This window comes from Micromonospora sp. NPDC005291 (genome assembly GCF_040607415.1).
GTDB lineage: Bacteria > Actinomycetota > Actinomycetes > Mycobacteriales > Micromonosporaceae > Micromonospora.
The window spans coordinates 110,985-135,231 of the sequence record NZ_JBEXGR010000012.1 but is presented as its reverse complement, the minus strand read 5'-3'; the positions used below and the strand labels follow the sequence as shown (position 1 = coordinate 135,231).

22 protein-coding genes are annotated in these 24,247 nt (G+C 71.2%); 15 read left to right on the top strand and 7 right to left on the bottom strand.

Annotated features, from left to right (window positions below; translation table 11 throughout):
- The first annotated feature begins 84 nt into the window (after positions 1–84).
- Positions 85–1,653 (top strand): MFS transporter, encoded by a 1,569-nt coding sequence (locus ABZT18_RS18145; RefSeq protein ID WP_354993719.1) that lies wholly within the window; start codon positions 85–87, stop codon positions 1,651–1,653.
- Between the two features lie 11 nt (positions 1,654–1,664).
- Entirely contained in the window at positions 1,665–2,273 is a 609-nt protein-coding gene (locus ABZT18_RS18140) for a TetR/AcrR family transcriptional regulator (RefSeq protein ID WP_354993718.1), read from the top strand.
- Between the two features lie 141 nt (positions 2,274–2,414).
- Here ABZT18_RS18140 and ABZT18_RS18135 read toward each other — a convergent pair whose 3' ends face one another.
- Both ABZT18_RS18135 and ABZT18_RS18130 read right to left on the bottom strand, forming a co-directional pair.
- Positions 2,415–4,334, bottom strand: coding sequence for a helix-turn-helix domain-containing protein (locus tag ABZT18_RS18135; RefSeq protein WP_354993717.1), 1,920 nt, complete (start codon positions 4,332–4,334; stop codon positions 2,415–2,417).
- A 14-nt stretch (positions 4,335–4,348) separates the two neighbouring features.
- On the bottom strand, positions 4,349–5,131 hold the full coding sequence (locus ABZT18_RS18130) for a 3-hydroxybutyrate dehydrogenase (protein ID WP_354993716.1): 783 nt from the start codon (positions 5,129–5,131) through the stop codon (positions 4,349–4,351).
- 416 nt (positions 5,132–5,547) lie between these two features.
- Between ABZT18_RS18130 and ruvC the strand changes: the two genes are divergently transcribed.
- From ruvC to ABZT18_RS18090, 8 genes are all read left to right on the top strand, one after another.
- Entirely contained in the window at positions 5,548–6,075 is a 528-nt protein-coding gene (gene ruvC / locus ABZT18_RS18125; protein ID WP_354993715.1) for a crossover junction endodeoxyribonuclease RuvC, read from the top strand.
- Entirely contained in the window at positions 6,072–6,674 is a 603-nt protein-coding gene (ruvA, locus tag ABZT18_RS18120; RefSeq protein ID WP_354993714.1) for a Holliday junction branch migration protein RuvA, read from the top strand. Before ruvC ends, ruvA begins: the two co-directional genes overlap by 4 nt.
- 16 nt (positions 6,675–6,690) lie before the next feature.
- Positions 6,691–7,758, top strand: a complete 1,068-nt coding sequence (gene ruvB / locus ABZT18_RS18115) for a Holliday junction branch migration DNA helicase RuvB (RefSeq protein WP_354993713.1) — start codon at positions 6,691–6,693, stop codon at positions 7,756–7,758.
- Between the two features lie 140 nt (positions 7,759–7,898).
- Complete coding sequence (gene yajC, locus ABZT18_RS18110; protein ID WP_354993712.1) at positions 7,899–8,237, top strand: preprotein translocase subunit YajC; 339 nt, start codon at positions 7,899–7,901, stop codon at positions 8,235–8,237.
- A gap of 274 nt (positions 8,238–8,511) precedes the next feature.
- Entirely contained in the window at positions 8,512–10,416 is a 1,905-nt protein-coding gene (secD, locus tag ABZT18_RS18105; RefSeq protein WP_354993711.1) for a protein translocase subunit SecD, read from the top strand.
- Between the two features lies 1 nt (position 10,417).
- A complete protein-coding gene (gene secF / locus ABZT18_RS18100; protein ID WP_354993710.1) occupies positions 10,418–11,611 on the top strand; it encodes a protein translocase subunit SecF in 1,194 nt (397 codons plus the stop codon).
- A gap of 88 nt (positions 11,612–11,699) precedes the next feature.
- A complete protein-coding gene (locus ABZT18_RS18095; RefSeq protein WP_354993709.1) occupies positions 11,700–12,266 on the top strand; it encodes an adenine phosphoribosyltransferase in 567 nt (188 codons plus the stop codon).
- Positions 12,267–12,436: 170 nt separating this feature from the next.
- Complete coding sequence (locus ABZT18_RS18090) at positions 12,437–14,947, top strand: RelA/SpoT family protein (protein WP_354993708.1); 2,511 nt, start codon at positions 12,437–12,439, stop codon at positions 14,945–14,947.
- Between the two features lie 66 nt (positions 14,948–15,013).
- Here ABZT18_RS18090 and ABZT18_RS18085 read toward each other — a convergent pair whose 3' ends face one another.
- Positions 15,014–15,853 carry a peptidylprolyl isomerase gene (locus tag ABZT18_RS18085; RefSeq protein ID WP_354993707.1) on the bottom strand — a complete coding sequence of 280 codons (840 nt, stop codon included), beginning with the start codon at positions 15,851–15,853 and terminating at the stop codon, positions 15,014–15,016.
- Between the two features lie 60 nt (positions 15,854–15,913).
- Positions 15,914–16,792, bottom strand: coding sequence for a peptidylprolyl isomerase (locus ABZT18_RS18080; protein ID WP_354993706.1), 879 nt, complete (start codon positions 16,790–16,792; stop codon positions 15,914–15,916).
- Between the two features lie 270 nt (positions 16,793–17,062).
- Here ABZT18_RS18080 and ABZT18_RS18075 point away from each other — a divergent pair, with 270 nt between their 5' ends.
- The 3 genes from ABZT18_RS18075 to ABZT18_RS18065 all read left to right on the top strand — a co-directional run bounded on the left by ABZT18_RS18075 (position 17,063) and on the right by ABZT18_RS18065 (position 20,195).
- A complete protein-coding gene (locus ABZT18_RS18075) occupies positions 17,063–17,782 on the top strand; it encodes an MBL fold metallo-hydrolase (protein WP_354993705.1) in 720 nt (239 codons plus the stop codon).
- A 71-nt stretch (positions 17,783–17,853) separates the two neighbouring features.
- On the top strand, positions 17,854–19,182 hold the full coding sequence (hisS, locus tag ABZT18_RS18070) for a histidine--tRNA ligase (protein ID WP_354993704.1): 1,329 nt from the start codon (positions 17,854–17,856) through the stop codon (positions 19,180–19,182).
- A 77-nt stretch (positions 19,183–19,259) separates the two neighbouring features.
- Positions 19,260–20,195, top strand: a complete 936-nt coding sequence (locus ABZT18_RS18065; RefSeq protein ID WP_354994046.1) for an acyl-ACP desaturase — start codon at positions 19,260–19,262, stop codon at positions 20,193–20,195.
- Between the two features lie 122 nt (positions 20,196–20,317).
- On the opposite strand, the gene ABZT18_RS18060 is transcribed toward ABZT18_RS18065, so the two are convergent.
- Positions 20,318–20,830, bottom strand: a complete 513-nt coding sequence (locus tag ABZT18_RS18060; RefSeq protein WP_354993703.1) for a PaaI family thioesterase — start codon at positions 20,828–20,830, stop codon at positions 20,318–20,320.
- Between the two features lie 55 nt (positions 20,831–20,885).
- Here ABZT18_RS18060 and ABZT18_RS18055 point away from each other — a divergent pair, with 55 nt between their 5' ends.
- Positions 20,886–21,362 carry a helix-turn-helix domain-containing protein gene (locus ABZT18_RS18055; RefSeq protein ID WP_354993702.1) on the top strand — a complete coding sequence of 159 codons (477 nt, stop codon included), beginning with the start codon at positions 20,886–20,888 and terminating at the stop codon, positions 21,360–21,362.
- A 291-nt stretch (positions 21,363–21,653) separates the two neighbouring features.
- Positions 21,654–22,700 (top strand): S1 family peptidase, encoded by a 1,047-nt coding sequence (locus ABZT18_RS18050; protein ID WP_354993701.1) that lies wholly within the window; start codon positions 21,654–21,656, stop codon positions 22,698–22,700.
- A 91-nt stretch (positions 22,701–22,791) separates the two neighbouring features.
- Here ABZT18_RS18050 and ABZT18_RS18045 read toward each other — a convergent pair whose 3' ends face one another.
- Together ABZT18_RS18045 and ABZT18_RS18040 are read right to left on the bottom strand one after the other, a co-directional pair.
- Entirely contained in the window at positions 22,792–23,439 is a 648-nt protein-coding gene (locus ABZT18_RS18045) for a DUF998 domain-containing protein (protein ID WP_354993700.1), read from the bottom strand.
- A 25-nt stretch (positions 23,440–23,464) separates the two neighbouring features.
- Positions 23,465–24,178 (bottom strand): DUF998 domain-containing protein, encoded by a 714-nt coding sequence (locus ABZT18_RS18040; protein ID WP_354993699.1) that lies wholly within the window; start codon positions 24,176–24,178, stop codon positions 23,465–23,467.
- Between the last annotated feature and the right edge of the window lie 69 nt (positions 24,179–24,247).

Here is a 24,247-nt window from a genome sequence, read left to right as displayed (position 1 = left end):
TGCGGGCCGTACGCTGACTCACGTTACGAGTCTGCCCCGTATCGTATTACGTCGCGGGGGAAAAGCGTGGGGGGTAAGCCAGACATGGAACTGCACAACAACACGGGCCACCCGAGGAGGTGGGCGATCCTGGGAGTGCTGGTGATCAGCCTCCTCGTGGTCGTCCTCGACAACACGATTCTCAACGTCGCCCTGCGCACCCTGGCCGACCCGGTGCACGGCCTCGGCGCCAGCCAGGGCGAGCTGGAGTGGTCCATCAACTCCTACACGCTGGTCTTCGCCGGGCTGCTGTTCACCTTCGGGGTGCTCGGCGACCGCGCCGGCCGCAAGCGCTTCCTGATGATCGGTCTCGTGCTGTTCGGGCTGGCGTCGCTGCTCTCCGCGTACGCCCAGAGCCCGGCCCAGCTGATCGCGGCCCGCGCCCTGATGGGGGTCGGCGGCGCGGCCATCATGCCGGTGACGCTGTCGATCATCTCCAACGTCTTCGACCCGCGTGAACGCGGCCGGGCGATCGGCGTCTGGGCCGGCGCGGTCGGCCTCGCCGTGGCGATCGGCCCAATCCTCGGCGGTGCGCTGCTGGAGCACTTCTGGTGGGGCTCGGTCTTCCTGATCAACGTGCCGGTGGTCGCCGCCGGCGTGGTGCTGGTCGCCCTGCTGGTCCCCGAGTCGCGCGACCCGCGTCCGGGCCGCGTCGACGTGCCCGGCGTCCTGCTCTCCGTGGTCGGCCTGGTCGCCCTCTCCTACGGCATCATCGACGGCGGCGAGCACGGCTTCGGCCGACCGGTGGCCTGGGGTTCGATCCTCGTCGGCCTGGCGGTGCTGGCCTGGTTCGTGCAGCACGAACGGCGCAGCGACCACCCGTCGCTGGACGTCCGGCTGTTCACGCTGCCCCGATTCGCCGCACCCGTGGCCATCGTCGGCCTGGTGTTCTTCGCCGCGATGGGCGTGATGTTCTTCAGCTCGTTCTACCTGCAACTGGTGCGCGACTACAGCCCGCTACAGACCGGCCTGCTCTTCCTGCCCTTCGCCGGCGCCCAGCTGATCTTCGCGCCGCGCAGCGCCGCGATGGTCCGCCGCTACGGCGGCAGGGCGGTCGCCACCGTCGGGCTGGCGCTGACCGTGCTGGCACTGGCCGCGTTCGCCTTCATCGACGCGTCCACCCCGATCTGGATCGTGCTGGTCGTCTTCTTCTTCCAGGGCGTCGGAATGGCCAACATCATGCCGCCGGCAACCGAGTCGATCATGTCGGCGTTGCCTCGGGAGAAGGCCGGCGTGGGCTCCGCGGTGAGCAACACCGTCCGCCAGGTGGCCGGCGCGCTCGGCGTGGCGGTCCTCGGCTCGGTGCTCTCCGCGGTCTACCGGGCCGACATGGACGGCGCGCTGACCGGTCTGCCCGCGCAGGCCCGCGACACGGCCAACGAGTCGATCTCCGGGGCGTACGCGGCGGCCGGGCAACTCGGCCCGGCGGCGCCGGCGCTGATCTCGGCGGCCAACGACGCCTTCGTCACCGCCATGCACTGGGCGGCGGGGCTCTCCGCCGTGGTCGCCGCGCTCGGGATCCTGGTGGTGCTGCGCTGGATGCCGGGCCGGGAGGTAACGCCCGCCGTACCGGCGGCGCCGGCCGCCGAACCCGAGTTGGCCGGGACGGCCTAGGTTCGGGGACAATGTCCGACATGATGTCCACTGCCGATGCTCCGCGGTCGCCCGGGCGACCGCGGAGTATCCGCGCCGATGAGGCGATCATCGAGGCCACCCTCGACCTGCTCGCCGAGGGCAGCACCACCGAGGCGCTCTCGATCGAGGCGATCGCCGCTCGCGCCGGGGTCGGCAAGGCCACCATCTACCGCCGCTGGGCCGGCAAGGACGCGCTGCTGCTGGACGCGCTGCGCCGGCTCAAGGGCATCCTGCCGCAGCCCGAGGGGCATACCGTCCGGGACGATCTGATCCTGCTGGTCGGCGCGATCGGGAAAAATGTCGACCCGCGCGCGGCGAAGATCATGCCCTGCCTGGTGCCCGAGGTGAACCGCAGCCCCGACCACTTCCAGCTCTACCAGAACATCATCGCCCCGCGCCGGCAGCTGATGCGCGAGGTGCTACGCCGCGGAATCGACGAGGGAACACTCCGGCCCGACATCGACGTGGAGGTGACGATGGCTCTCCTCACCGGGCCGATGCTGATCCAGCGGGTGCTGCAATGGAACCCGGACCTGGACGACCAGACCCTGCCCGAGCAGGTCGTCGACACCGTGCTGGCGGGCCTCCAGGCCCGCTGACCCGCCCGCGCCCCGCCCCGCCCCCGCGCCCGCCCCGCTCGCCCCGCCCGCGCCCCGCCCGCCCCCGCCCCGCCCCGCCGATCTAGGGGATATCGCTGCTGTTGGAGATCAACCAGCGATGATCTGCCCTAGATCGGCGCGTCAGCTGGCGGGGGCTCGGAGGCGGTTCAGGCGCAGCGCTAGCTGCACCTCCAGCGCCCGCTCGGGCCGCTGCCAGTCGGTGCCGAGCAGCTGCCCGACCCGTTCCAACCGCTGAGTAACCGTGTTGACGTGCACGTGCAGCTGCTCGGCGGCCCGGGCCAGGCTGCCACCCACCCCGAAGTACGCCTCCAGCGTCTTCACCAGAGCCGTGCCCCGCCGGGCGTCGTAGTCGACCACCGGCCCGACCGTGGCGCTGAGGAACTGGGTCACGTCCTTCTCACCCCGGTCACCGACCGTGCCCAGCAGCAGCCCGACGAAGCCCAGCTCAGCGGTGCTCGCCCCCTGACCGGCACGGCCCAGCGCGCCCAGCGCGGTCAGGCAGCGATCCGCCTCGTGGAACGTCCCCGCCAGCCCCGCCGGCCCGTTCGACGGGCCACTCGCCCCGGCGGTCACCGGTCGGGCGGTCACCCGGGACAGGTCCCGGGCCACCGCACGGGCACTGCCACCCGCGTCCAGCCCCGGCAGCATCAGCACCACCCGGCCGTCGCGCGCCGCGGCCAGCCCGCCACGCGCCGAGGCGTACGTGGTGGCCCAGGAGAGCACCCGCTGCCGGGCCGAGCCGGTCGCGGCGATCGCGTCGTCGCCCACCGCCACCAGCACGTGTGGCGCGTCCAGGTCCACCCCGAGTCGTCGGGCCCGGCTGCGCAGCGCGTCGGTGTCGCGCAGCGGGCGGGCGATCAGGTCGTCCAGCAGCTCACCGCGGACCCGCCCCTCCGCCTCGGCCACCGTCCGACGGAACAGCAACAGCAGCGCGGTCACCAGCGCGGCGCGTTCCAGGATCCGCTGGTCGGCGTCGACGAGCTCGTCGTCCGGGCGCAGGACCAGGGCACCCAGGTTCTCCGCGCCAGCCACCACCGCCGCGTACCAGAGTGGGCCGCGTCGGACGCTGCGCCCCTCGGTCCGGGACGCGGCCACCGCCTCGACGATGTCCGCCCGGTCCGGCTCGTTGATCTCGCCGACCCGGGCCAGCAGCCGGCCCTCGGCGTCCAGCGCCAGCAGCGCACCGTCCAGCACCTCGGTCACCGCGGCCGCCACGTCCTCCACACCGCCGCCGCGCAGCACGAGTGCGGTCATTCGGTCGTGCGCCGCCGCGGCCCGCTCCACCGAGCTGCTGTGCGCCCGGATGGTGGTGTTCGCCGCCGACAGCTCGGCCAGCGCCGAGCGGGTCTCGGTCAGCAGCCGGGCGGTGTCGATCGCCACCGCGGCGTGCGCGGCGAGCGAGACCAGCAGCGCCACCTCCTCGCGGACGAACGGCCGGGCCGAACGATTGGCCGCGTAGAGCACACCGATCGAGGTGGAACCGAGCCGCAACGGCACCCCGAGGATCGCCACGAGGCCCTCCTCCCCGACCCCGGCGTCGATCTCACCGGTGTGGTGGAAGCGTGCGTCCTCGCCGTAGTTGGCGGTGACGTACGGGGCTCCGGACTGAGCCACCAGGCCCCCGAGGCCCGCGCCCATCGGCAGTCGCAACCGCTGAAAACGGGCCGATACCGACCCGTCGGTCACCCGCATGTAGGTGTCGCCGTGCTCGTCGTCGTTGAGCGTCATGTAGGCCACGTCGGCGCCGAGCAGGTTGCGGGCCCGGTGCACGATCGCCCGCAGCACGTCGTCCAGGTCGCGCAGCCCGGCCAGGTCGCTGACCGTGTCGTACAGGCCGGACAGCTCGGTCTCGCGGCGGCGCCGACGCTCCAGCAGCGCGCGTACCCGCAACGCCACCGTCTTGGCCTGCTCCAGCTCGGCCAACCGGTCGGGCGGCAGCCCGGCGGCACGCGCGGCCACCAGCGGTCCCTCGAACTCGACCGCCGCGGCCTCACGGGCGAGCAGTTCCAGGAATTCCACCGGCGATGACATGGTCGACATTGTGCTCAGGCCCACTAGTTGGCCGTCCAGCCCCCGTCGAGGGCGATCGACGCCCCGGTGATGAACGCCGCCGGCGGCGAGCAGAGGTACGCCATCAGTTCAGCGACCTCCTCCGGTTCGATCAGTCGCTTGATCGCGGCCCGGGCCAGCATGATCTTCTCGATCACCTCGGCCTCTTCTATGCCGTGACTGGCCGCCTGGTCGGCGATCTGGCTCTCCACCAGGGCGGTGCGCACGTACGCCGGGTTGATGCAGTTGGCGGTCACCCCGTGCGGGGCGCCCTCCAGGGCGACCACCTTCGACAGCCCTTCCAGGGCGTGCTTGGCCGAGACGTAGGCCGCCTTGTACGGCGAGGCACGCAACCCGTGCACCGAGGAGATGTTGACGATCCGCCCCCACCCCCGGGCGTACATGTGCGGCAACGCCCGACGGATCAGCAGGAACGGCGCCTCCACCATCACCCGCTGGATGTACTCGAAGCGCTCGACGGGGAAGTCCTGCACCGGCGCGACGTGCTGGAGCCCGGCGTTGTTCACCACGATGTCCACGTCCACGTCGAGGCGGTCCACGGCCGCGGCGTCGGACAGGTCGACGCCCTCGGCCCGGCCTCCGGCCTCAGCGGCTACGGCCTTGGCCGCCTCCAGGTTGCGGTCCACTACGAGCACCTTGGCGCCGGCCGCGCCCAGCCGCAGGGCGCAGGCCCGCCCGATGCCGCTGCCGCCCCCGGTGACCAGGGCGGTCCGACCGGCGAGGTCGACCTGTACGACGTGGGGGACCGCCACGGGTTCTGCCGTCATGGCGCAAGAAGTTACGAGCTGTGTGCTCCCCGGCACATGGGCCAGCGACACATACTCCGGGGCAAAGCTGTGTGGCACCCCCGGCACCCCCGTCCCGCCCGCCCTCGCAGCCCCCTCGGCCCGCCTGCCCGCGGCCCCGGCGCCCCCGCCGATCATGGAATTGTGGTGCCCGAATACCGACGATTTGCGCGCTCTGCCTCCCACCACAACTCCATGATCGACAAGCGTTCGTGCGACGCGCGCCGCGAGCTCTGGCAATTTCGGACAGGGTCCCGGCCTTAGGGCCAGGCATGGACGGGGCGGCCGCACGCACGGACGCCGCAACGAATGCGAGGGCGTGTCCCGTGGGGCCCGTGGGAAGGCCGACAGTTAGGGTGTCGAACACACGTACTGCTGACGGCTGGGGAGGGGGCGGCGTGCGGGTGCTGGGGGTTGACCCGGGGCTGACCCGGTGTGGGGTGGGCGTGGTCGAGGGTGTGCCCGGTCGGCCCTGCACTCTGGTCGCCTACTACGTGGTCTACACCGACCCGGCCGACGACCTGTCGCTGCGCCTGTTGCACCTGGACCGGTCGCTGACCGAGCTGGTCGACAAGCACCAGCCGGAGAGCGTCGCCGTCGAGCGGGTGTTCAGCCAGCACAACGTCCGTACGGTGATGGGCACCGCGCAGGCCAGTGGCATCGCCGTGCTGGCGGGGGCGCGTGCCGGGTTGCCGGTGCAGACGTACACCCCGAGCGAGGTGAAGGCGGCGGTGACCGGCTCCGGTCAGGCCGACAAGGCGCAGATGACCGCCATGGTGACCCGGTTGCTGCGGCTGGCCGAGCCACCGAAGCCGGCCGACGCCGCCGACGCGCTCGCCCTGGCCATCTGCCATGTGTGGCGGGGCGGGACGCGCTCCAAGCTGGCCGCGGCGGCCGACCGGGCACGACGAGGAGGAGCACGATGATCGCCAGCGTGCGCGGCACGGTGACCGCGACGGGCCCGGACCAGGCCGTGATCGAGGTTGGCGGTGTCGGCCTCGCCGTGCACTGCGCCCCCGGGACGCTCGCGGAGCTGCGGGTCGGGCAGGTCGCCCGGCTCGCCACCAGCCTGATCGTGCGGGAAGATTCGCTGACCCTCTACGGCTTCGCCGACGACGACGCCAAGTCGCTGTTCGAGCTGCTCCAGACCGCCAGCGGGGTTGGCCCGCGGCTGGCCCAGGCGGTGTTGGCCGTGCACACCCCGGACGCGGTACGCAAGGCGATCGCCAACGCCGACACGGCCGCGCTGACGCGGGTTCCCGGGATCGGCAAGAAGGGCGCCGAACGCCTGGTGTTGGAGCTGCGCGACCGGATCGGCCCGGTGTCGATCGGCGCCGACGGCGTGGGCGGGGTGACCCGGGGCAGTTGGCCCGACCAGGTCCGGCAGGCACTGGTCGGGCTGGGCTGGACGGCCGGTCAGGCCGATCAGGCGGTGGCCGCCGTGGCGGAGACCATCGAGGGCGAGACCCCGCCGGTGCCGGTCCTGCTCAAGCAGGCCATCCGCCTGCTGGGCCGGACCCGATGAGCGCGCGGGCCGTGCGGTGAGTGAGACCGAGGGGCTTGTCTCGGCGTACGTCAGCGACGCCGACCTGGACGCGGAGGCCACGGTACGGCCGAAGCGGCTGGCCGAGTTCATCGCCCAGGACCGGGTGCGCGACCAGCTCGACCTGTTGTTGCAGGGCGCGATGCGGCGGGGGTCGCCACCGGATCACATCCTGCTCTCCGGCCCGCCCGGGCTCGGCAAGACGAGTCTGGCGAATATCGTCGCCGCCGAGCTGGGCGCGGGCATCCGGGTGACCAGCGGCCCGGCGATCGAGCGTTCCGGTGATCTGGCGGCGATCCTGACGAGTCTCGCCGAGGGCGACGTCCTCTTCATCGACGAGATCCACCGCATCGCGCGGCCGGCCGAGGAGCTGCTCTACAGCGCGATGGAGGACTTCCGGGTCGACGTGGTGGTCGGCAAGGGGCCGGGCGCGACCGCGATCCCGTTGGACGTCGAGCCGTTCACGTTGGTCGGCGCGACGACGCGCTCGGGCCTGTTGACCGGGCCGATGCGGGATCGGTTCGGCTTCGTGGCGCACCTCGACTTCTACGCCCCGGCGGATCTGGAGACGCTGCTGCACCGCTCGGCGCGGATCCTCGGCGTGCCGATCACCGCCGAGGGCGCGACCGAGATCGCCGGCCGTTCCCGGGGCACCCCGCGAATCGCCAACCGGCTGTTGCGCCGGGTCCGCGACTACGCGGAGGTGCGGGCCGACGGCGTGGTCGATCTCGCAACCGCCCGTGCCGCGTTGATCGTGTACGACGTGGACGCGCTCGGCCTGGACCGGTTGGACCGGGCGGTGCTGACCGCACTGGTCGATTCGTTCCGCGGCGGTCCGGTCGGTCTGTCCACCCTTGCGGTGGCGGTGGGGGAGCAGCCGGACACGGTCGAGGAGGTCTGCGAGCCGTTCCTGGTCCGCGCTGGTCTGTTGGCCCGTACGCCTCGCGGTCGGGTGGCTACCGAGGCCGCCTGGCGGCATCTGGGGCGCACACCACCGAATGGTACATTTGGCACGGATAGTCCGCCTGTGCCCGATCTGTTCTCCTTGGATACCGATCAGCCGTGATGTGAACGTGATCTGTGCCGCATTCGGCGTTCTCAGGTGCAGGGTTTAGACTTCGCCGCGGTCTCTACAGGACGTGAGAATCCGCCTCCGCTCCGGCACCTCAGGTGCCGGGCCGGTGGCCAATGGGAAGGTCAGTAACCGTGCAATTAGCAGCAGCGGGTGGCGGGGCCGGCAGTTTCACGCCGATCCTGATGATCGCCCTGCTCTTCGGTGTCATGTACTTCATGATGATCCGGCCCCAGCAGAAGCGCCGCCGCGAGGCGGAGTCGATGCAGTCGAACCTCGGCCCCGGCGACGAGGTCGTGACCATCGGCGGGCTCTACGGCACGGTCACCGGCATCGAGGACGACACCGTCCTGATCGAGGTCGCTCCGGGCGTGCAGACCCGCTACGCCCGCCCGGCCATCGCGCGGGTGGTCACCCGCGCGGAGCTGCCGAGCGAGCCGATCAGCGAGGACGCGGACGCCGCCAAGGACTGACCCTCCTGCGGGGGTGGCGAGTCCGGCGTACGGCCGGTCGAACGGCTTCCGGACCGCCGCGCCCGACGGGGCAGCGGACGAGACGTGAAAACTGGATAGTTGGGTCGACGCCGGACGTCGGCACGTTCCCGTGACCGTCGGTGTCCTGCGCCGGCGTGACCGGCCCTCGTGTCGGCACCTCGTCGGCTCAGGGCAGAGCCGTCGGCCGGGACCCGGCCCGACACCCGCCGCCGCTGCGCACAGCGGCGCGACCGTACAGGGAGACAGGACAGCCGTGGCACCACCTCAGGGACAGATGCGCCCCGGGCGGCAGCTCGCCGTGCTCGGGTTCATCTTCGTCGTCCTTTACCTTTTGGTGTTCTTCTCGGGCGGCGCCAGCGGCAGCCTGAAGGACAGGCTTGAGCCCAAGCTCGGCCTGGACCTCATCGGCGGCACCCGGATGACACTGGAGGCGACCAACAGCGTCGACGGCAAGCCTCCGACGGCAGAGAATCTCGAGGAGGCCCGCCAGATCATCGAGAGCCGGGTCAACGCGTTCGGCGTGGCCGAGGCCGAGGTGGTCACCGAGGGCAACCGGAACATCGTCATCTCCCTGCCCGGTGAAAACCGGGACCTCACCGACGTGGGCAGCGCGGCCGAGTTGCGCTTCCGCAAGGTGCTCAAGGCCGCCGACGGCAGCGGGACGGCTGCCGTGCCGCCGGCCGCCACGCCGGTCCCGTCCGGCAGTGCGGTCCCGTCCGGCAGTGCGGTCCCGACCCCGTCGGGCAGCGGCGCGCCGAAGGCGACCTCGTCGCCCAGCGGCGGTCAGGGCGGGATGGCCCCGGCGTCGCCCAGTGCCACGCCGACCCCCTCCGCGTCCGCCTCGGCGAGCGCCGCCGCACCGTCGCCGAGTGCCAGCGCCGAGCCGGTGCCGGCCAGCATCGAGGAGCAGCGCAAGGCCGTCGAGCAGAAGGTCGGCGCCGCCTCGTGGCAGGCCGCCAACGGTCTACAGGCCCCCGCCGACCTGGCCACCGACCCGTCGCTGGCTGACAAGCTCAAGCCGTTCGGCACGCTGTCGGCGCGCGAGGTCGCGGTGCTGCCGGCGCAGATGCAGTTCAACGTGCCGACGATCGGCTGCGCGCAGCTCGACGAACGCCCGCCAGCGTCGATCTCCGACCCGAAGCAGCAGGTCGTCTCCTGCGAGGACGGCGTCTCCAAGTACCTGCTCGACCAGGCCAAGGTGCTCGGCACCGACGTGTCGGACGCCGACGCGGTGCTCGACCAGACCAACGCCTGGGTGGTCAGCCTGGACTTCACCGGTAACGGCCAGGGCAAGTGGACCGCGCTGACCCGTGAGGCGTTCAACAACGAGGGCCAGGCCTGCGACGCGACCGCGCTCGGTCAGGACGGCAAGTGCCGGGTGGCCGTCGTGCTGGACAACAAGATTGTCTCCTCCCCGGAGATCCAGGGCGTGCTGACCGGCAACTCCCAGATCACCGGCAACTTTGTCCAGAAGGACGCCAATGCGCTCGCGGGTCAGCTGCGGTACGGCGCGCTGCCGGTGACGTTCGAGCCGCAGGAGTCGCAGAACGTCACCGCCACCCTGGGTGCCAGCCACCTGCGCGCCGGTCTGCTCGCGGCCGGCATCGGCATGCTGCTGGTCATCATCTACTCGTTCTTCTACTACCGGCTGCTCGGCTCGGTGATCTTCCTGAGCCTCATCCTCTCGGCGTTGCTGGTCTTCGGCGCGTTGGTGGTCCTCGGCCGGCAGATCGGCTTCACGCTCACCCTCGCCGGCATCGCCGGCATGATCGTCTCGCTCGGTGTGGCGGCGGACTCGTTCGTCATCTACTTCGAACGATTGAAGGACGAGATCAGAGAGGGGCGCAGCCCTCGCAGCGCGGTACCCCGTGCCTGGATCCGGGCCCGCCGGACGATCATTTCGGCCAACGCGATCACCCTGCTCTCCGCGGTGGTGCTCTACGTGGTCTCGGTCGGTACGGTCAAGGGCTTCGCGTTCGCCCTCGGCCTGGCCACAGTGCTCGACCTGGTCGTGGTCTTCCTGTTCCGGCACCCGATCATGACGATGTTCGCCCGGACCCAGGCGTTCCTGTCCCCGCGGGTCAGCGGTCTGGGCCGGGCGCTTCCGGCCCGCACCCAGCAGGCTCAGCCCCGCAATTCGCGCGCCAAGGAGGCCTGAGATGGCTGAAAACGGTCTGGCGAGCCGCCTCTACAACGGCGAGGCCGGTCTCAACATCGTCGGCCGGCGCAAGCTCTGGTTCGGCGTCGCCGGTGTCCTGATCCTGATCGCGATCCTCAGCTTCGGGCTGCGCGGCTTCAGCCTCGGCATCGAGTTCGCCGGCGGCAACTCGTTCCAGGTGCCGGCCAGCGTCGGCACCCTCGAGGACGCCGAGCGGGAGGTCAACTCGGCGCTCGACGCCGAGAACACCGGCATCAAGGTCGCCACCGCGCAGAAGGTCGGCGGTCCCGGCGGCGACTCCTACGAGCTGCGCACCGGGCAGCTCAACGTCGAGCAGGCCAACGCCGTCAAGGCCCAGATCGCCGAGGACCTCGGCATCAACGCCGACCAGATCAGCGGTAACCAGGTCAGCGAGGCGTGGGGCAGCCAGGTCACCGAGCGGGCCGTCCTCGGCCTGGTCATCTTCATCGCGCTGGTGATGGTCTACCTGATCCTGCGCTTCGAGTGGCGGATGGCCGTCGCCGCGGTCGCCTCGCTGATCACGAACCTGGTCCTCACCGCCGGCATCTACTCGCTGGTCGGCTTCGAGGTCACCCCGTCGACGATCATCGGCTTCCTCACCATCCTGGGCTTCGCGCTCTACGACGTGGTGGTGGTCTTCGACAAGGTCCAGGAGAACACCCGGGGCATCACCGCCAACAACAACCAGACGTACGGCGAGGCGGCCAACCTGGCCGTCAACCAGAGCCTGATGCGGTCGCTGAACACCTCGGTGGTCGCCCTGCTGCCGGTCGGCGGTCTGCTCTTCATCGGTGCCGGCCTGCTCGGCGCCGGCACGTTGAAGGACCTCGGCCTGGTGCTGTTCGTCGGTATGGCGGTGGCATTCGTGACCTCCATCCTGGTGGCCACGCCGCTGCTGGCGTTGCTGAAGAACTACGACCCGCGGATCCAGGCGCACAACAAGCGCGTACTGGCCCGTCGGGGCGCCCTCGCCCGGGGCGAGGTCACCCCGAAGGGTGCCCCGAGCCCGGCCCAGGTCGACGCGGGCGATGAGCCGCTCGACCCGGACGCCGCCGCGCTGGCCGGTTCCGCCCCCAAGGTGGGCGCTCGGCCGGCGGGCAAGCGACCGACCGGTGCACGGGGCGGTCGCCCGGGTGGCGGCGGCAACCGGCCTGGTGGCGCCAAGCGGCGCTGACCCGGGAGGAAACACCCGAACGGCGTCCGGCATGCTGTGCGAGCAGCATTGCCGGACGCCGTCGTCGTTGAAGGGAAACGAAACAGCCGTGACGGAGACCCACAGCACCGCAGTGCGCGGGGACAGCGGCCCGGAGGCCGCCCAACTGGTCGCCAGCCGGGTGCTGGACGTGCCCGACTTCCCCAAGCCCGGCGTCATGTTCAAGGACCTGATGCCGCTGTTCGCCGACGGGAAGGTCTTCCGTGAGGTGGTCGACGGGATCGTCGAGTACCACGGGCGGGACGCCTTCGACGTGGTGGTCGGCATCGAGGCACGCGGGTTCGTCGTCGCGGCAGCCGTCGCGTACGCGGCCGGGGTGGGCGTGGTGCCGGTGCGCAAGGCCGGCAAGCTGCCCCGCCCGGCGCACTCGATCTCGTACGCCCTTGAGTACGGTGAGGCCACCCTGGAGGTGCACGAGGACGCCTTCACCGCCGGGCACCGGGTGCTGGTGGTCGACGACGTCCTGGCCACCGGCGGCACCGCCGAGGCGACCCTGGACCTCGTCGAGCGGGCCGGCGGGACCGTCACCGGCTTCACCGTGCTCCTGGAGCTCGGCTTCCTGGGCGGGCGGAAGAAGCTGGCGCCCCGTCCCGTACATGCTCTGCTGACCGTTTGATCCCCGACCGGTCGGGCGGAGCCCGCGCCGACCGTCCGGCGGAGCGGCAGGGGCCCGCCCGGGCGGGTAGCATTGCCCATTGCTGACGCCGGCGGTATGCCGTCCGGCGGCGCGAGACCAGGCCGGCCGATGTTCGGCCGGTGTGTTTCCGGCGAGCGGTGAGGAGGCCGGTGTCCCACGATGTCGTCCCTCCGGCGGAGGGCACGGTGCACCCGACAGGCGACGCTGACGGCTCGGTGACCGACCGGACAGGCGACGCGCCGGCCCGGGTGACGGGCTCCGGCAAGGCCCCGGGCGAGAGCGCGGTGCGGCCGACCAGCGGTCCGCCGAGCGCCGAGGCGTCCCCGGGCGCCGATGGAGTCGTGGTGCCGTTCCCGACCGACGCGGGCATCGACCCGTCGCCGAGCGGTGGCTTCGGGCTGTCCAACGCGCCCACCGGTCGGCGGGTCCGGGCCCGGCTGGCCCGGTTCAACGCGCCCTGGCAGACCTCGCAGGTCAGCGAGGTGCTGGAGCCGCTCATCGCGAGCCACCGTGACAACCACCCCAAGGCCGACGCCCGTCTGCTCCAGCGCGCCTTCGACACGGCCGCGCGGTGGCACTCCGGGCAGTACCGCAAGTCCGGTGACCCGTACATCACCCACCCCCTTGCGGTGGCGACCATCCTCGGCAACCTGGGGATGGACACCACCACGCTGGTCGCCGCGCTGCTGCACGACACCATCGAGGACACCGAATACACCCTCGACCAGATGCGTGCCGACTTCGGTGGCGAGGTCGCCCTGCTGGTCGACGGCGTCACGAAGCTCGACAAGGTCAAGCTGGGTGACGCGGCCAAGGCCGAGACGATCCGCAAGATGGTCGTCGCGATGGCCAAGGACCCGCGGGTGCTGGTGATCAAGCTGGCCGACCGGCTGCACAACATGCGCACCCTGACGTTCCTGCCTCGCCCCAAGCAGGAGCAGAAGGCCAAGGAGACGCTGGAGATCCTGGCCCCGCTGGCGCACCGGCTCGGTATGAACACGATCAAGTGGGAGCTGGAGGATCTCTCCTTCGGCACGTTGTTCCCGAAGCGCTACGAGGAGATCAACCGGCTGATCGGGGAGCACCAGCCGCAGCGCGAGGCGCTGTTGCGGCAGGTGACGCAGAAGGTGCAGACCGACCTGAAGGCCGCCAAGATCAAGGCGGAGACCACCGGGCGGCCGAAGCACCTCTACTCGATCTACCAGAAGATGATCGTGCGGGGTCGTGACTTCAACGACATCTACGACCTGGTCGGCGTGCGGATCCTGGTCGACACGGTTCGTGACTGCTATGCGGCGCTGGGTGTGATCCACGCCAACTGGCAGCCGGTGCCGGGTCGCTTCAAGGACTACATCGCGATGCCCAAGTTCAACATGTACCAGTCGTTGCACACGACGGTCATCGGGCCCACCGGCAAGCCGGTGGAGATGCAGATCCGCACGTACGCGATGCACCGCACGGCGGAGTTCGGCATCGCCGCGCACTGGAAGTACAAGGAGCACAAGGGCACCCAGATCGTCGGCCCGCCGGCGCACATCGACGAGATGACCTGGCTGCGGCAGTTGCTCGACTGGCAGCGTGAGGCGGCCGACCCGAGCGAGTTCCTGGACGCGTTGCGCTTCGACCTGTCCAGCCAGGAGGTGTACGTCTTCACCCCGAAGGGTGACGTCATCCCGCTGCCGACCGGGTCGACGCCGGTGGACTTCGCGTACGCGGTGCACACCGAGGTGGGGCACAAGTGCATCGGGGCGCGGGTCAACGGCAAGTTGGTGCCGCTGGAGTCGACGCTCTCCAACGGCGACGTGATCGAGATCTTCACCTCGAAGTCCGAGACCGCCGGCCCGACTCAGGACTGGCTGGGCTTCGTCAAGAGCCCGCGTGCCCGGACGAAGATCCGCCAGTACTTCAACAAGGAGCGGCGCGAGGAGGCGATCGAGGCCGGCAAGGACTCGATCGTCAAGGCGATGCGCAAGCAGGGCATGCCGTTGCAGCGGATGCTCACCTCCGACGCGCTCATGTCGATCGCCCGGGACCTGCACCTGGCCGACGTGGCGTCGCTCTACGCGGCGGTCGGCGACAGCCAGGTCTCCGCGCAGTCGGTGGTGCAGAAGCTGATGGCCGCGTACGGCGGCGAGGAGGGCGCGGCGGAGGACATCGCCGAGACCGCCGTCGCCACCCGGCCGCCGCGTAGCCGGCAGAGCAGCAGCGACCCCGGTGTCGTGGTCCGCGGCGTCAGCGACGTCTGGATCAAGCTGGCCCGCTGCTGCACCCCGGTCCCACCGGATTCGGTGTTCGGCTTCGTCACCCGCTCCGGTGGGGTGAGCGTGCACCGTGACGACTGCGCCAACGCGGAGGACCTGCGGGCGCAGAGCGAGCGGGTGGTCGAGGTGAGTTGGAAGCTGACCTCCGCCTCGACGTTCCTGGTCGCCATCCAGGTGGAGGCCCTCGACCGGCACAAGCTGCTGGCCGACGTCACCCGGGTGCTCTCCGACGAGCGGGTCAACATCCTCTCCGCCACCGTCACCACCACCCGCGACCGGGTGGCGGTGAGCCGGTTCAGCTTCGAGATGGCCGACCCGAAGCACCTGGGCCACCTGCTGGCCACGGTCCGCAAGGTGGACGGCGTCTTCGACGCGTACCGGGTCACCTCCGGCGCCTGACGCGTACCCCGCACACGGAAGCGCCCGCCGGCTCAGCCGGCGGGCGCTTCGTCGTGCTCTCGGGCGTCAGCCCTGCGGGTTGCTCATCATGAGGTCCTTGATGACGACCTCCTTCTTCGGGTGGCCACCGCCGGCCTGCTGGGCGAACGCCCCGTCGTCGCCGCTCTTGGCCACGTCCTTGACGATGTCCAGGCCGCCGGTGATGGTGCCCACCACCGTGTACGCCGGGTCCAGCGGCGAGTCGCCGTAGACGATGAAGAACTGGCTGCCGGTGCTGCCCGGCTGGCCGGAGTTGGCCATCGCGATGACACCCTCCGGGTACGGCGGGCGCTTGTCGGTGGGCAGGTTCTCCTCGGGCAGACGGTAGCTCGGGCCTCCGGTGCCGTCGGTCTCCCGCCAGCCGTTGCCGGTCGCGCTCGGGTCACCGCACTGCAACACCTTGATGCCCTCGGTCACGAGGCGGTGGCACTTGGTGTTGTCGAAGAAGTTCTTCTCCGCGAGGTAGCTGAAGCTGCCCGCCGTGCACGGCACCAGCGACCGGTCGACCTTGGCGGTGATCGGGCCCAGGTTGGTGTCGATCGTCATGGTCTGCACGCCGGTGGCGGACTGCTCGTTGCTCGGCAGCCCCACGTCCTTGATCTGTGCGGGCCGCTGCTCAGTGGGCAGTGCGGTGAACGCGCACTCGGACGCGCCGGGCGCCTGAGCGGCGGTGTCGGGCTTGTCGTCGTCGCCGCCGAGGGTCATCGCCAGCCAGACGGTGCCGGCGACCACGAGCACCAGCGCGGCACCCGCGCTGACGATCGCCTGCGTCTGCCGCCGCTTGCGGGCCTTGGCCGCGCGCTCGGCCATCTCCTTCTCGAGCCGGGCGCGTGCCGCCGCGCGCTGCCGCTCTCTGGTGGACGTCACGCCTGGATCCTCCTGGCTGTCTGCTGCTGGGGTGCCGCTTGGGTGGGTGGTGGCGACCGGTCAGCCAGCGCTTGGGCTGCTGGCCGGGGCGCCGGAGGCCGACGGTGCCGCACCGGTGACCGGCTCACCGACAGTGAGGCTCTGGATCGTCACGTCGGTGCCGGGCTTGACCTTGGCCCCGGTCCCATTGTCCACGGTCGGGAGAGCGCCGATCTTTTCCACCACATCCAGCCCGCCGGTAACCCGGCCGATCACCGGGTACTTCGGGTCGGTGGTGGTGAAGTCCTTGAAGAAGAGCAGGAACTGGCTGCCGTTGTTGCCCGGCGGGTTGGCGATCATCGCCACGGTGCCCTTCGGGTACGTCGGTGGCTGGCCGGGGGCCGGGCTGGCCGACGGAGACGCCGACGGCACGGTCGGCAGTTCCTCGTCGTAGAACGAGTAGGTCGGCCCACCGAGGCCGGTGCCGCTGGGATCGCCGCAGCGCAGCGCGCCCTCGGTGGTGATCTCGTGGCACTTGGTGTTGTCGTAGAACGACTTGCTCGCCAGGTGGGCGATGCTCGCCGCCGCGCACGGCGAGTTGGTCAGGCTCAGCTCCGCGGTGATCGGCGCGCCCTGGTTGGTGGTCACGGTCATCGCCCGGGTGCCGTCGGTGGGCAGGCCCTTGGTCCCCGGTGTGCCGACGTCCTTGAGGTTCGTGTTGGTCGTCGCGTCCTGCGGCGTCCAGAGGCAGGTGTCCTCCGCAGCCGTGTTCTGCTTCGGGTCGGAGCCGAAGGCTCCGAGTGCCCAGGCCGAGCCGGCCACGACCAGTACGAGGATCAGGGCGGCACCGACGCCGGCCTGGATCCGCCGACGGCGCCGCGTGGCGGCGGCCCGGCGAGCCAACTGCCGGTCGAGCTTGGCCCGCGCCATTTTGCGCTGCCGGTCCCTGCTGGAAGCCACCCGTGCTCCCCTTTCCTCTACCTGGTTGTCGCCGGCGGCCGGGCGTCCCGGCCCGTCCGGGCGCCACGTGTGCCGCGCCACACGCCCGCCAGAGTGTACGGCTAGCGACTGGGAATGTGGTGTACGAGGTCCACCCCGTTCCGAGCAGCGCTTATCGGGAGTTGTCACTGTGCCTCGCGGGGTGGGAGGGACGGACGCGGCAAACTCGCTCGGCCCGCCCGTTAGGCTGCTGGACAGGACGACAGCTGCTCGACGGAAAGGACAGCGCCCGTGCTCGTGGCCGGCTTTCCCGCGGACGCCTTCGGCACCAACTGCTACGTGGTTGCCACCGCGCCGGGGGAGCAGTGCGTGGTGGTCGACCCCGGCATCGGTGTGCTCGACCAGCTCGACGTGCTGCTCGCCGAGCACCGCCTGCATCCGGCCGCCGTCCTGCTCACCCACGGCCACCTCGACCACACCTTCTCGGTCGCGCCGGTCTGCGGTGCGCGCGGCATCACCGCGTACGTGCACCCGGGCGACCGGGAGATGCTGGCCGACCCGTCCAAGGGCCTCTCGGCCGACCTGGCGTCGCTCTTCGGCGGCCGGCTCACCTACACGGAACCGGAGGACGTGGCGGAGCTGACCGACGGCGCCACCCTCACGCTCGCCGGCCTGGAGATCGCCGTCGACCATGCCCCGGGCCATACCGGCGGGTCGGTGCTGTTCCGGCTGCCCGCTGCGGGGTCGGGCTGGGAGGCCGACGAGCTGTGCCTCTCCGGCGACGTGCTCTTCGCCGGCTCGATCGGCCGCACCGACCTGCCGGGCGGGAGCATGCCCGCCATGCTCACCAGCCTGCGCGACAAGATCCTCCCGCTGGCCGACGACACCGTCGTGCTGCCCGGCCACGGCCCCAGCACCACCATCGGCCGCGAGCGCGCCAGCAACCCGTACCTCATCGAGGTGGCGCAGGTCGGCGGCGGCCGCCCGGCGGCGCCCACCCGGGGCCTCTAGTTCTCGTCCGCGCCGCGCGCGGACCCACGACACCACCGCGCCGCGGGCGCGGAACCGCAAGGAGTACGCCCATGAGCAAGCCCACGCCCATCTCCGGTTTCCCGGAGTGGACCCCCGGCCAGCGGATGATCGAGCAGTTCGTGCTTGAGAAGATCCGGGCCACCTTCGAGCTGTACGGTTTCGCCCCGTTGGAGACGCGCGCGGTGGAGCCACTGGACCAGCTGCTGCGCAAGGGCGAGACCTCGAAGGAGGTCTACGTGATCCGGCGGCTGCACGCCGACGCCGAGGGTGCGGGCGGTGACGACCAGCTCGGCCTGCACTTCGACCTGACCGTGCCGTTCGCCCGGTACGTGCTGGAGAACGCCGGCAAGCTGGCCTTCCCGTTCCGCCGCTACCAGATCCAGAAGGTGTGGCGGGGCGAGAGACCGCAGGAGGGCCGCTACCGGGAGTTCGTCCAGGCCGACATCGACATCGTCGACCGGGACACCCTGGCCCCGCACCACGAGGCGGAGATGCCGCTGGTGATCGGGGACGCGCTGCGCTCGCTGCCGATCCCGCCGGTGACGATCCAGGTGAACAACCGCAAGATCTGCGAGGGCTTCTACCGGGGCATCGGGCTGACCGACCCGGAGGCGGCGCTGCGCGCCGTGGACAAGCTCGACAAGATCGGCCCGGCGAAGGTGGCCGAGCTGCTGGCCCAGACCGCCGGGGCGAGCGAGGCGCAGGCCAAGGCGTGCCTGGCGCTGGCCGAGATCTCCGCTCCGGACGCGTCGTTCGCCGACGCCGTCCGCGCGCTCGGAGTGACCGACCCGCTGCTGGACGAGGGCATCGAGGAGCTGGTCCGGGTGGTGGAGACCGCGGCCGAGCACTCGCCCGGCCTCTGCGTGGCGGACCTGCGCATCGCCCGTGGCCTGGATTACTACACGGGCACCGTCTACGAGACCCAGCTGCGCGGCTACGAGCGGTTCGGCTCGATCTGCTCCGGCGGCCGGTACGACAACCTGGCCAGTGCCGGCGCCACCTCGTACCCCGGGGTGGGGATCTCGATCGGGGTGACCCGGCTGCTCGGCCTGCTCTTCGGTGCGGGTGAGCTGTCGATCTCCCGCGAGGTGCCGACCGCCGTGCTCGTCGCGGTGACCAGCGAGGAGCAGCGCACATCCAGCAACCGGGTGGCCGAGGCGCTGCGGCGGCGCGGGGTGCCGACCGAGGTGTCGCCGAGCGCGGCGAAGTTCGGCAAGCAGATCCGCTACGCCGAGCGGCGCGGCATCCCGTACGTCTGGTTCCCGGGGGCCGACGGCGCGCCGGACGAGGTGAAGGACATCCGCTCCGGCGAGCAGGTCACGGCCGTTGCGGGGGAGTGGATGCCGCTCCAGGAGGACGTCAAGCCGTTGGTCAGGTGAGTCTCACAACTGGCGCATACGGCTGCGGGGACCTACGGTAGCGTAAGTTACGCCACCGTAGGGAGCTTCTCGTGACCATGAGTACCACACTGAGCCAGACCGCACTCCTCGTCGAGTTGGAGCCGGTGGTTGCGCGCAACCTCGACCGCCACCTCACGCTGGCCAAGGAGTGGTTCCCGCACGAGTACGTGCCGTGGAGCGAAGGGCGGACCTTCGACGGGCCGCTCGGAGGCGAGGCGTGGTCACCGACCGACTCCACCATTCCCGAGGTGGCCCGCACCGCGCTGATCGTGAACCTGCTGACCGAGGACAACCTGCCCTCGTACCACCACGAGATCGCCACCCTGTTCGGCCGGGACGGCGCGTGGGGCACCTGGGTGCACCGGTGGACCGCGGAGGAGGGCCGACACGGCACGGCGATCCGCGACTACCTGACGGTCAGCCGGGCGGTCGACCCGGTGGCGCTGGAGCGCGCCCGGATGACGCACATGTCGGAGGGCTACGCCAACGCCCACGGCGACGAGGTGCTGCACTCGCTGGCGTACGTCTCGTTCCAGGAGTTGGCCACCCGCATCTCGCACCGCAACACCGGCAAGGCCACCGGCGACCCCGCCTGCGAGGCGCTGCTGGCCCGGGTGGCAGCCGACGAGAACCTGCACATGGTCTTCTACCGCAACCTGCTCGCCGCCTCGTTCGAGCTGGCCCCGAGTCAGGCCATGCGGGCAGTCGCCGACGTGGTGGCCGACTTCCAGATGCCGGGCAGCGGCATCGAGGGTTTCGCCCGCAAGTCGGTGGCGATCGCCCTGGCCGGCATCTACGACCTGCGCCAGCACCGCGACGAGGTGCTCCAGCCGGTGCTGCGTCAGTGGGACGTCTTCAACGTGACCGGCCTCGACGCCGACGGCGAAGCCGCCCGCGAGGAGCTGGCCGCTCAGCTGGAAACCCTGGAGCGCGCCGCGAGCCGCTTCGAGGAAAAGCGCGACGCCCGAGCCGCCCGCCTCGCCCTCCGCTAAACCCCACCCGCGCCCCGTCCCCGTCGCACCCTGCCCCGCGATCTTGCACTTGCTGCCGGGGCCTATCCGCGCAGCCGCCGCATTCCGGCGACAGCAAGTGCAAGATCGCGGGCTGGGTGGGGTTAGGCAGTGGTGAGGGGGAAGAGGAGGCAGGTGCTGGTGGCGTGGGCTATCAGGCGGGCGCTGGCGTCGGTGATGCGGGCCTCGGCCAGGGCCGTGCGGCGGCCGCTCTGCAGCACCGTGCCCTCGCAGCGCAGCGTGCCGCTGTCGACGGTGACCGGGCGGAGGAACTTCACGTTGAGGTCCAGCGAGGTGTAGCCGACGCCGGCGGGCAGCGTGGTGTGCACGGCGCATCCGGCGGCGGTGTCCAGCAGCGTCGAGAGGACTCCACCGTGGACGGTGCCGAGCGGGTTGTAGTGGAACTCCTGCGGAATCAGCTCGACGACGACCCGCCCCTCGTCGGCCTCCATCCGGGCCATGTCGATCAGGTGCATCACCGGCGGCGCGGCCAACTCGCCTGCGATCATCGCCCGGAGCATGTCGAGGCCGCTTCGCCGACCGACCTGGGCCGCGTTGGCCGCCGGGTCCGACCAGGTGAAGGTACGACTGCGCGCCGGTTCCTGCGTCTGCGTCATGGACGCAGCCTCGCAGCACCTTGCTGAGTCTGTCAACGAGACCTAGCCTGGTCGGATGCGACCCGCGGCACTGGACTGGTCGGTGGAGAACTGCACCATCGCCCGCACGATGGAGATCCTCGGCGAGCGGTGGACCCTGGTGGTGCTCCGCGAGGTGTTCACCGGTGTGCGCCGCTTCGACGACATGCGGGTGCGCACCGGCATTCCGCGTCAGGTGCTGACCAACCGGCTGGCCACCCTGGTGGAGCAGGGCGTGCTGAGTCGCGAGCCGTACCGGGAGCCCGGCAGCCGGCTGCGCCACGAGTACCGGTTGACGGAGAAGGGCCTGGACCTGTGGCCGGTGCTGGTCGCCGTGCTCGGGTGGGGCGACCGGTACCTCGCCGACCCGGAAGGCTCGCCGCTGACCGTCGCTCACCGTGACTGTGACGCGCCGGTACGCGTCGAGTTGCGATGCGCCGACGGGCACGATGTGGGTCAGCCACGCGACGTGGTGTCCCGCCCGGGTCCCGGCGCCCGCCGTCGTACCCCCTGACGGTCGGCACCCGTGCCACCCCGGCGCCTTCGTCCATCGATGATCGTGCGCGCCCAAAATGGATCCGGCGTCGATTTGGTGTGACGGTGCTTGTTCGCCAGCGTGTCAGTGGTGTTGCGGCGATGTGACGGGCCAAGATCGGCAAATCCGGGCGAAACCAAGCCTTGTCAATGATCTTAAGTATGTGAATACTTCAGTTCACTTGGCCGGTTTCCCCAGATCGGCTGGGTTGCCCCCCTCGGGTTCGCCGCCCCCGGCGTGACCCGACCCCCCGCCCAGGAGGTTTATTACATGCGACCCACGAGGTCCTCATTCCGCGTCGCGGCCACCGTCGCCGTGTCCGGAACCCTGGTCGTCGGCACGCTCATCGGCGCGCCCGCCCAGGCCGCTCCCGCAGCCTCGCCCGATGCCGCTGCCGCAATCTCCGCTCAGCTCGGCGACCGCTCCGCCGGCTCGTACATCGACGCCAGCGGCAAGTCCGTCGTCACGGTGACCGACGCGGCCGCCGCCAGCAAGGCGAGCAAGGCCGGCGCTGCCGTCCGCTACGTCACCCGCGGTGCGGCCGAGCTCAACCGGGCCACCTCCGACCTGGAGCGCTCCGCCAAGATCCCGGGCACCGCCTGGTGGAGCGACCCGGTCACCAACCAGGTCGTCGTCTCCGTGGACAGCACCGTCACCGGTGCCAAGCTGGAGCGGGTCAAGGCCGCCGCAGCGCGGGCCAACGGCGCGGTCCGGGTCGAGGCCGAGGCCGGCGTGCTGAGCACCCGGATCTCCGGTGGCCAGGCCATCTACGCCGGTGGCGGCGGGCGTTGCTCGCTCGGCTTCAACGTGCGCAGCGGCAGCACCTACTACTTCGTGACCGCCGGGCACTGCACCAACATCTCCGCGAGCTGGTACTCGAACTCGGCCCAGTCGGCGCTGATCGGCACCCGCACCGGCACCAGCTTCCCGGGCAACGACTACGGCATCGTGCGGCACAGCAACTCGGCCAACGCCGCCGGCAACGTCTCCCTCTACAACGGCAGCTACCGGGACATCACCGGCTCCGGCAACGCCTCCGTCGGCCAGTCGGTGCAGCGCTCCGGCAGCACCACCGGCCTTCGTAGCGGCACGGTGAACGCGACCAACGCCACGGTGAACTACGCCGAGGGCTCGGTCTCCGGTCTGATCCGCACCAACGTCTGCGCCGAGCCGGGCGACAGCGGCGGCTCGCTGTTCAGCGGCGGCACCGCCCTGGGCATGACCTCCGGCGGGAGCGGCAACTGCCGTACCGGTGGCACCACCTACTTCCAGCCGGTCACCGAGGCCCTGAGCCGTTACGGCGTCAGCGTCTTCTGATCCAGTAACCGCCAGCGGGCCGCCGGAGTCCTCCGGCGGCCCGTTCGCTGTCCTGGCCCACGACTCCCGCCGTACTCGGTGCCCCTGGCGATCAGCGCGACCCGGACGGTCCCGATCGCCGCGCCGACGCCAGCGCGGCGAGCACGGCGGCCAGCGGTACGAACGCCTCGCCAGCCGCCAACAGCCGCTCCGTCAGCCCGATCCATGCCCCGTCGGCGAAGAACTCGACGGCGAACCAGCCGAGCAGCCCGAGCAGGACCGCCGCCACCGCGAGTGCGGTCCAGCGCGCGGTTCCATCCGGAGCTGACCCGTCGGGCGGATGGCGCTGATCCCGACCGAGGGACGGCGCCGCTTCGCGGGGCACGGCCAGGGCGGGCCAGACAGCCAACGCCCCGAACGCCACACCAGCGGCGACGGCGTGTGTCGTCGAGCCGCCCGGGCGCTGTGGGAAGGCGACCAGCACCAGGGTGGCCAGCCCGCCCAGCGCGAGCAGCCCTCGGCCCGTCGGTGCGGCAGTGACCAGGCCGAGCGCGGTTATCAGGTGGCAGAGGCCCAGGCCGGCCAGCCCGACCGTCATGATCCAGCGATGGTCCGCACCCGTGGCGGCAAGCGCGCTGATGGTCTGTTCGACCGGGTCGAACCCGTCGGGTTGGACGGCCTGCGCCAGCGTCCAGCCCCCGATGAGAAACAGTGGTGCGCCAACGGCTGACAGCAGGGCCCAGCGGGGGACGGCGGACATCGGGTGATCGTAGCGGCGCGGACCGTCACGGAGTGGGCCCGTGGGTTGGTCGAAGCGGATCCGGGGGTACGACGCCGCCTGTCGGTAGTTCCGGGCCGATGGGTACGGCGCCGCCAGCGGCCCACGCGAGGTGTGCTCGGCGGGCGGAGAGGACTGCCAGCAGGGGCCAGAGCGACACGGCCACCGCCGTCACCCGTTCGGCCAACCCGGTCCGGGATCCGCTGGTCACCTCGAACGCGAACCAGCCAAAGAGGGCCAGCAGCACGACCGTGGCGCTCAACCCCACCGCCCGGCGGAACGCCCAGGGCGGCTCCGGTGCGGCCGGATGCGCGGCGTCCCGCCCGCGCGGCAGTCGGAGCGCCGAGCCGGCCGGCCAGAGCGCCAGGGCGAGGACGGCCACGGTCGCCGCGATGCCGTGGCTGAGGGAACCGCCGACCATCGGCCGGGGAAAGGCGACCAACGCGATGGTGGCCACGCCGCCGACGGCGAGCAGGAAGCGGCTGGGCAACCCGGCCGCGTGCAGCGCGGCGGCGATCGCCAGGTAGCAGCAGCCGAGCAGCACCAGACAGCTGATCATGATCCAGGCGTCGGTGGCGTCGTGCCCGGCCAACTCGCTGATGGTGTCCCGGACCGGGTCGTAGTCGGTGGGCTGCCGGGCTTCCGCGACCGTCCAGCCGCCCACCAGCAGCAGGGGCCCGGCCACCGCCGTGGCGACGGCCCAGTTCGGTACGGCGCGCATTTCGCCACGTTAACCGGCGTGGCAGCCGGCTGAATCGGGTTCGCCGGTTCGCCCCACCAGCGAATCGCG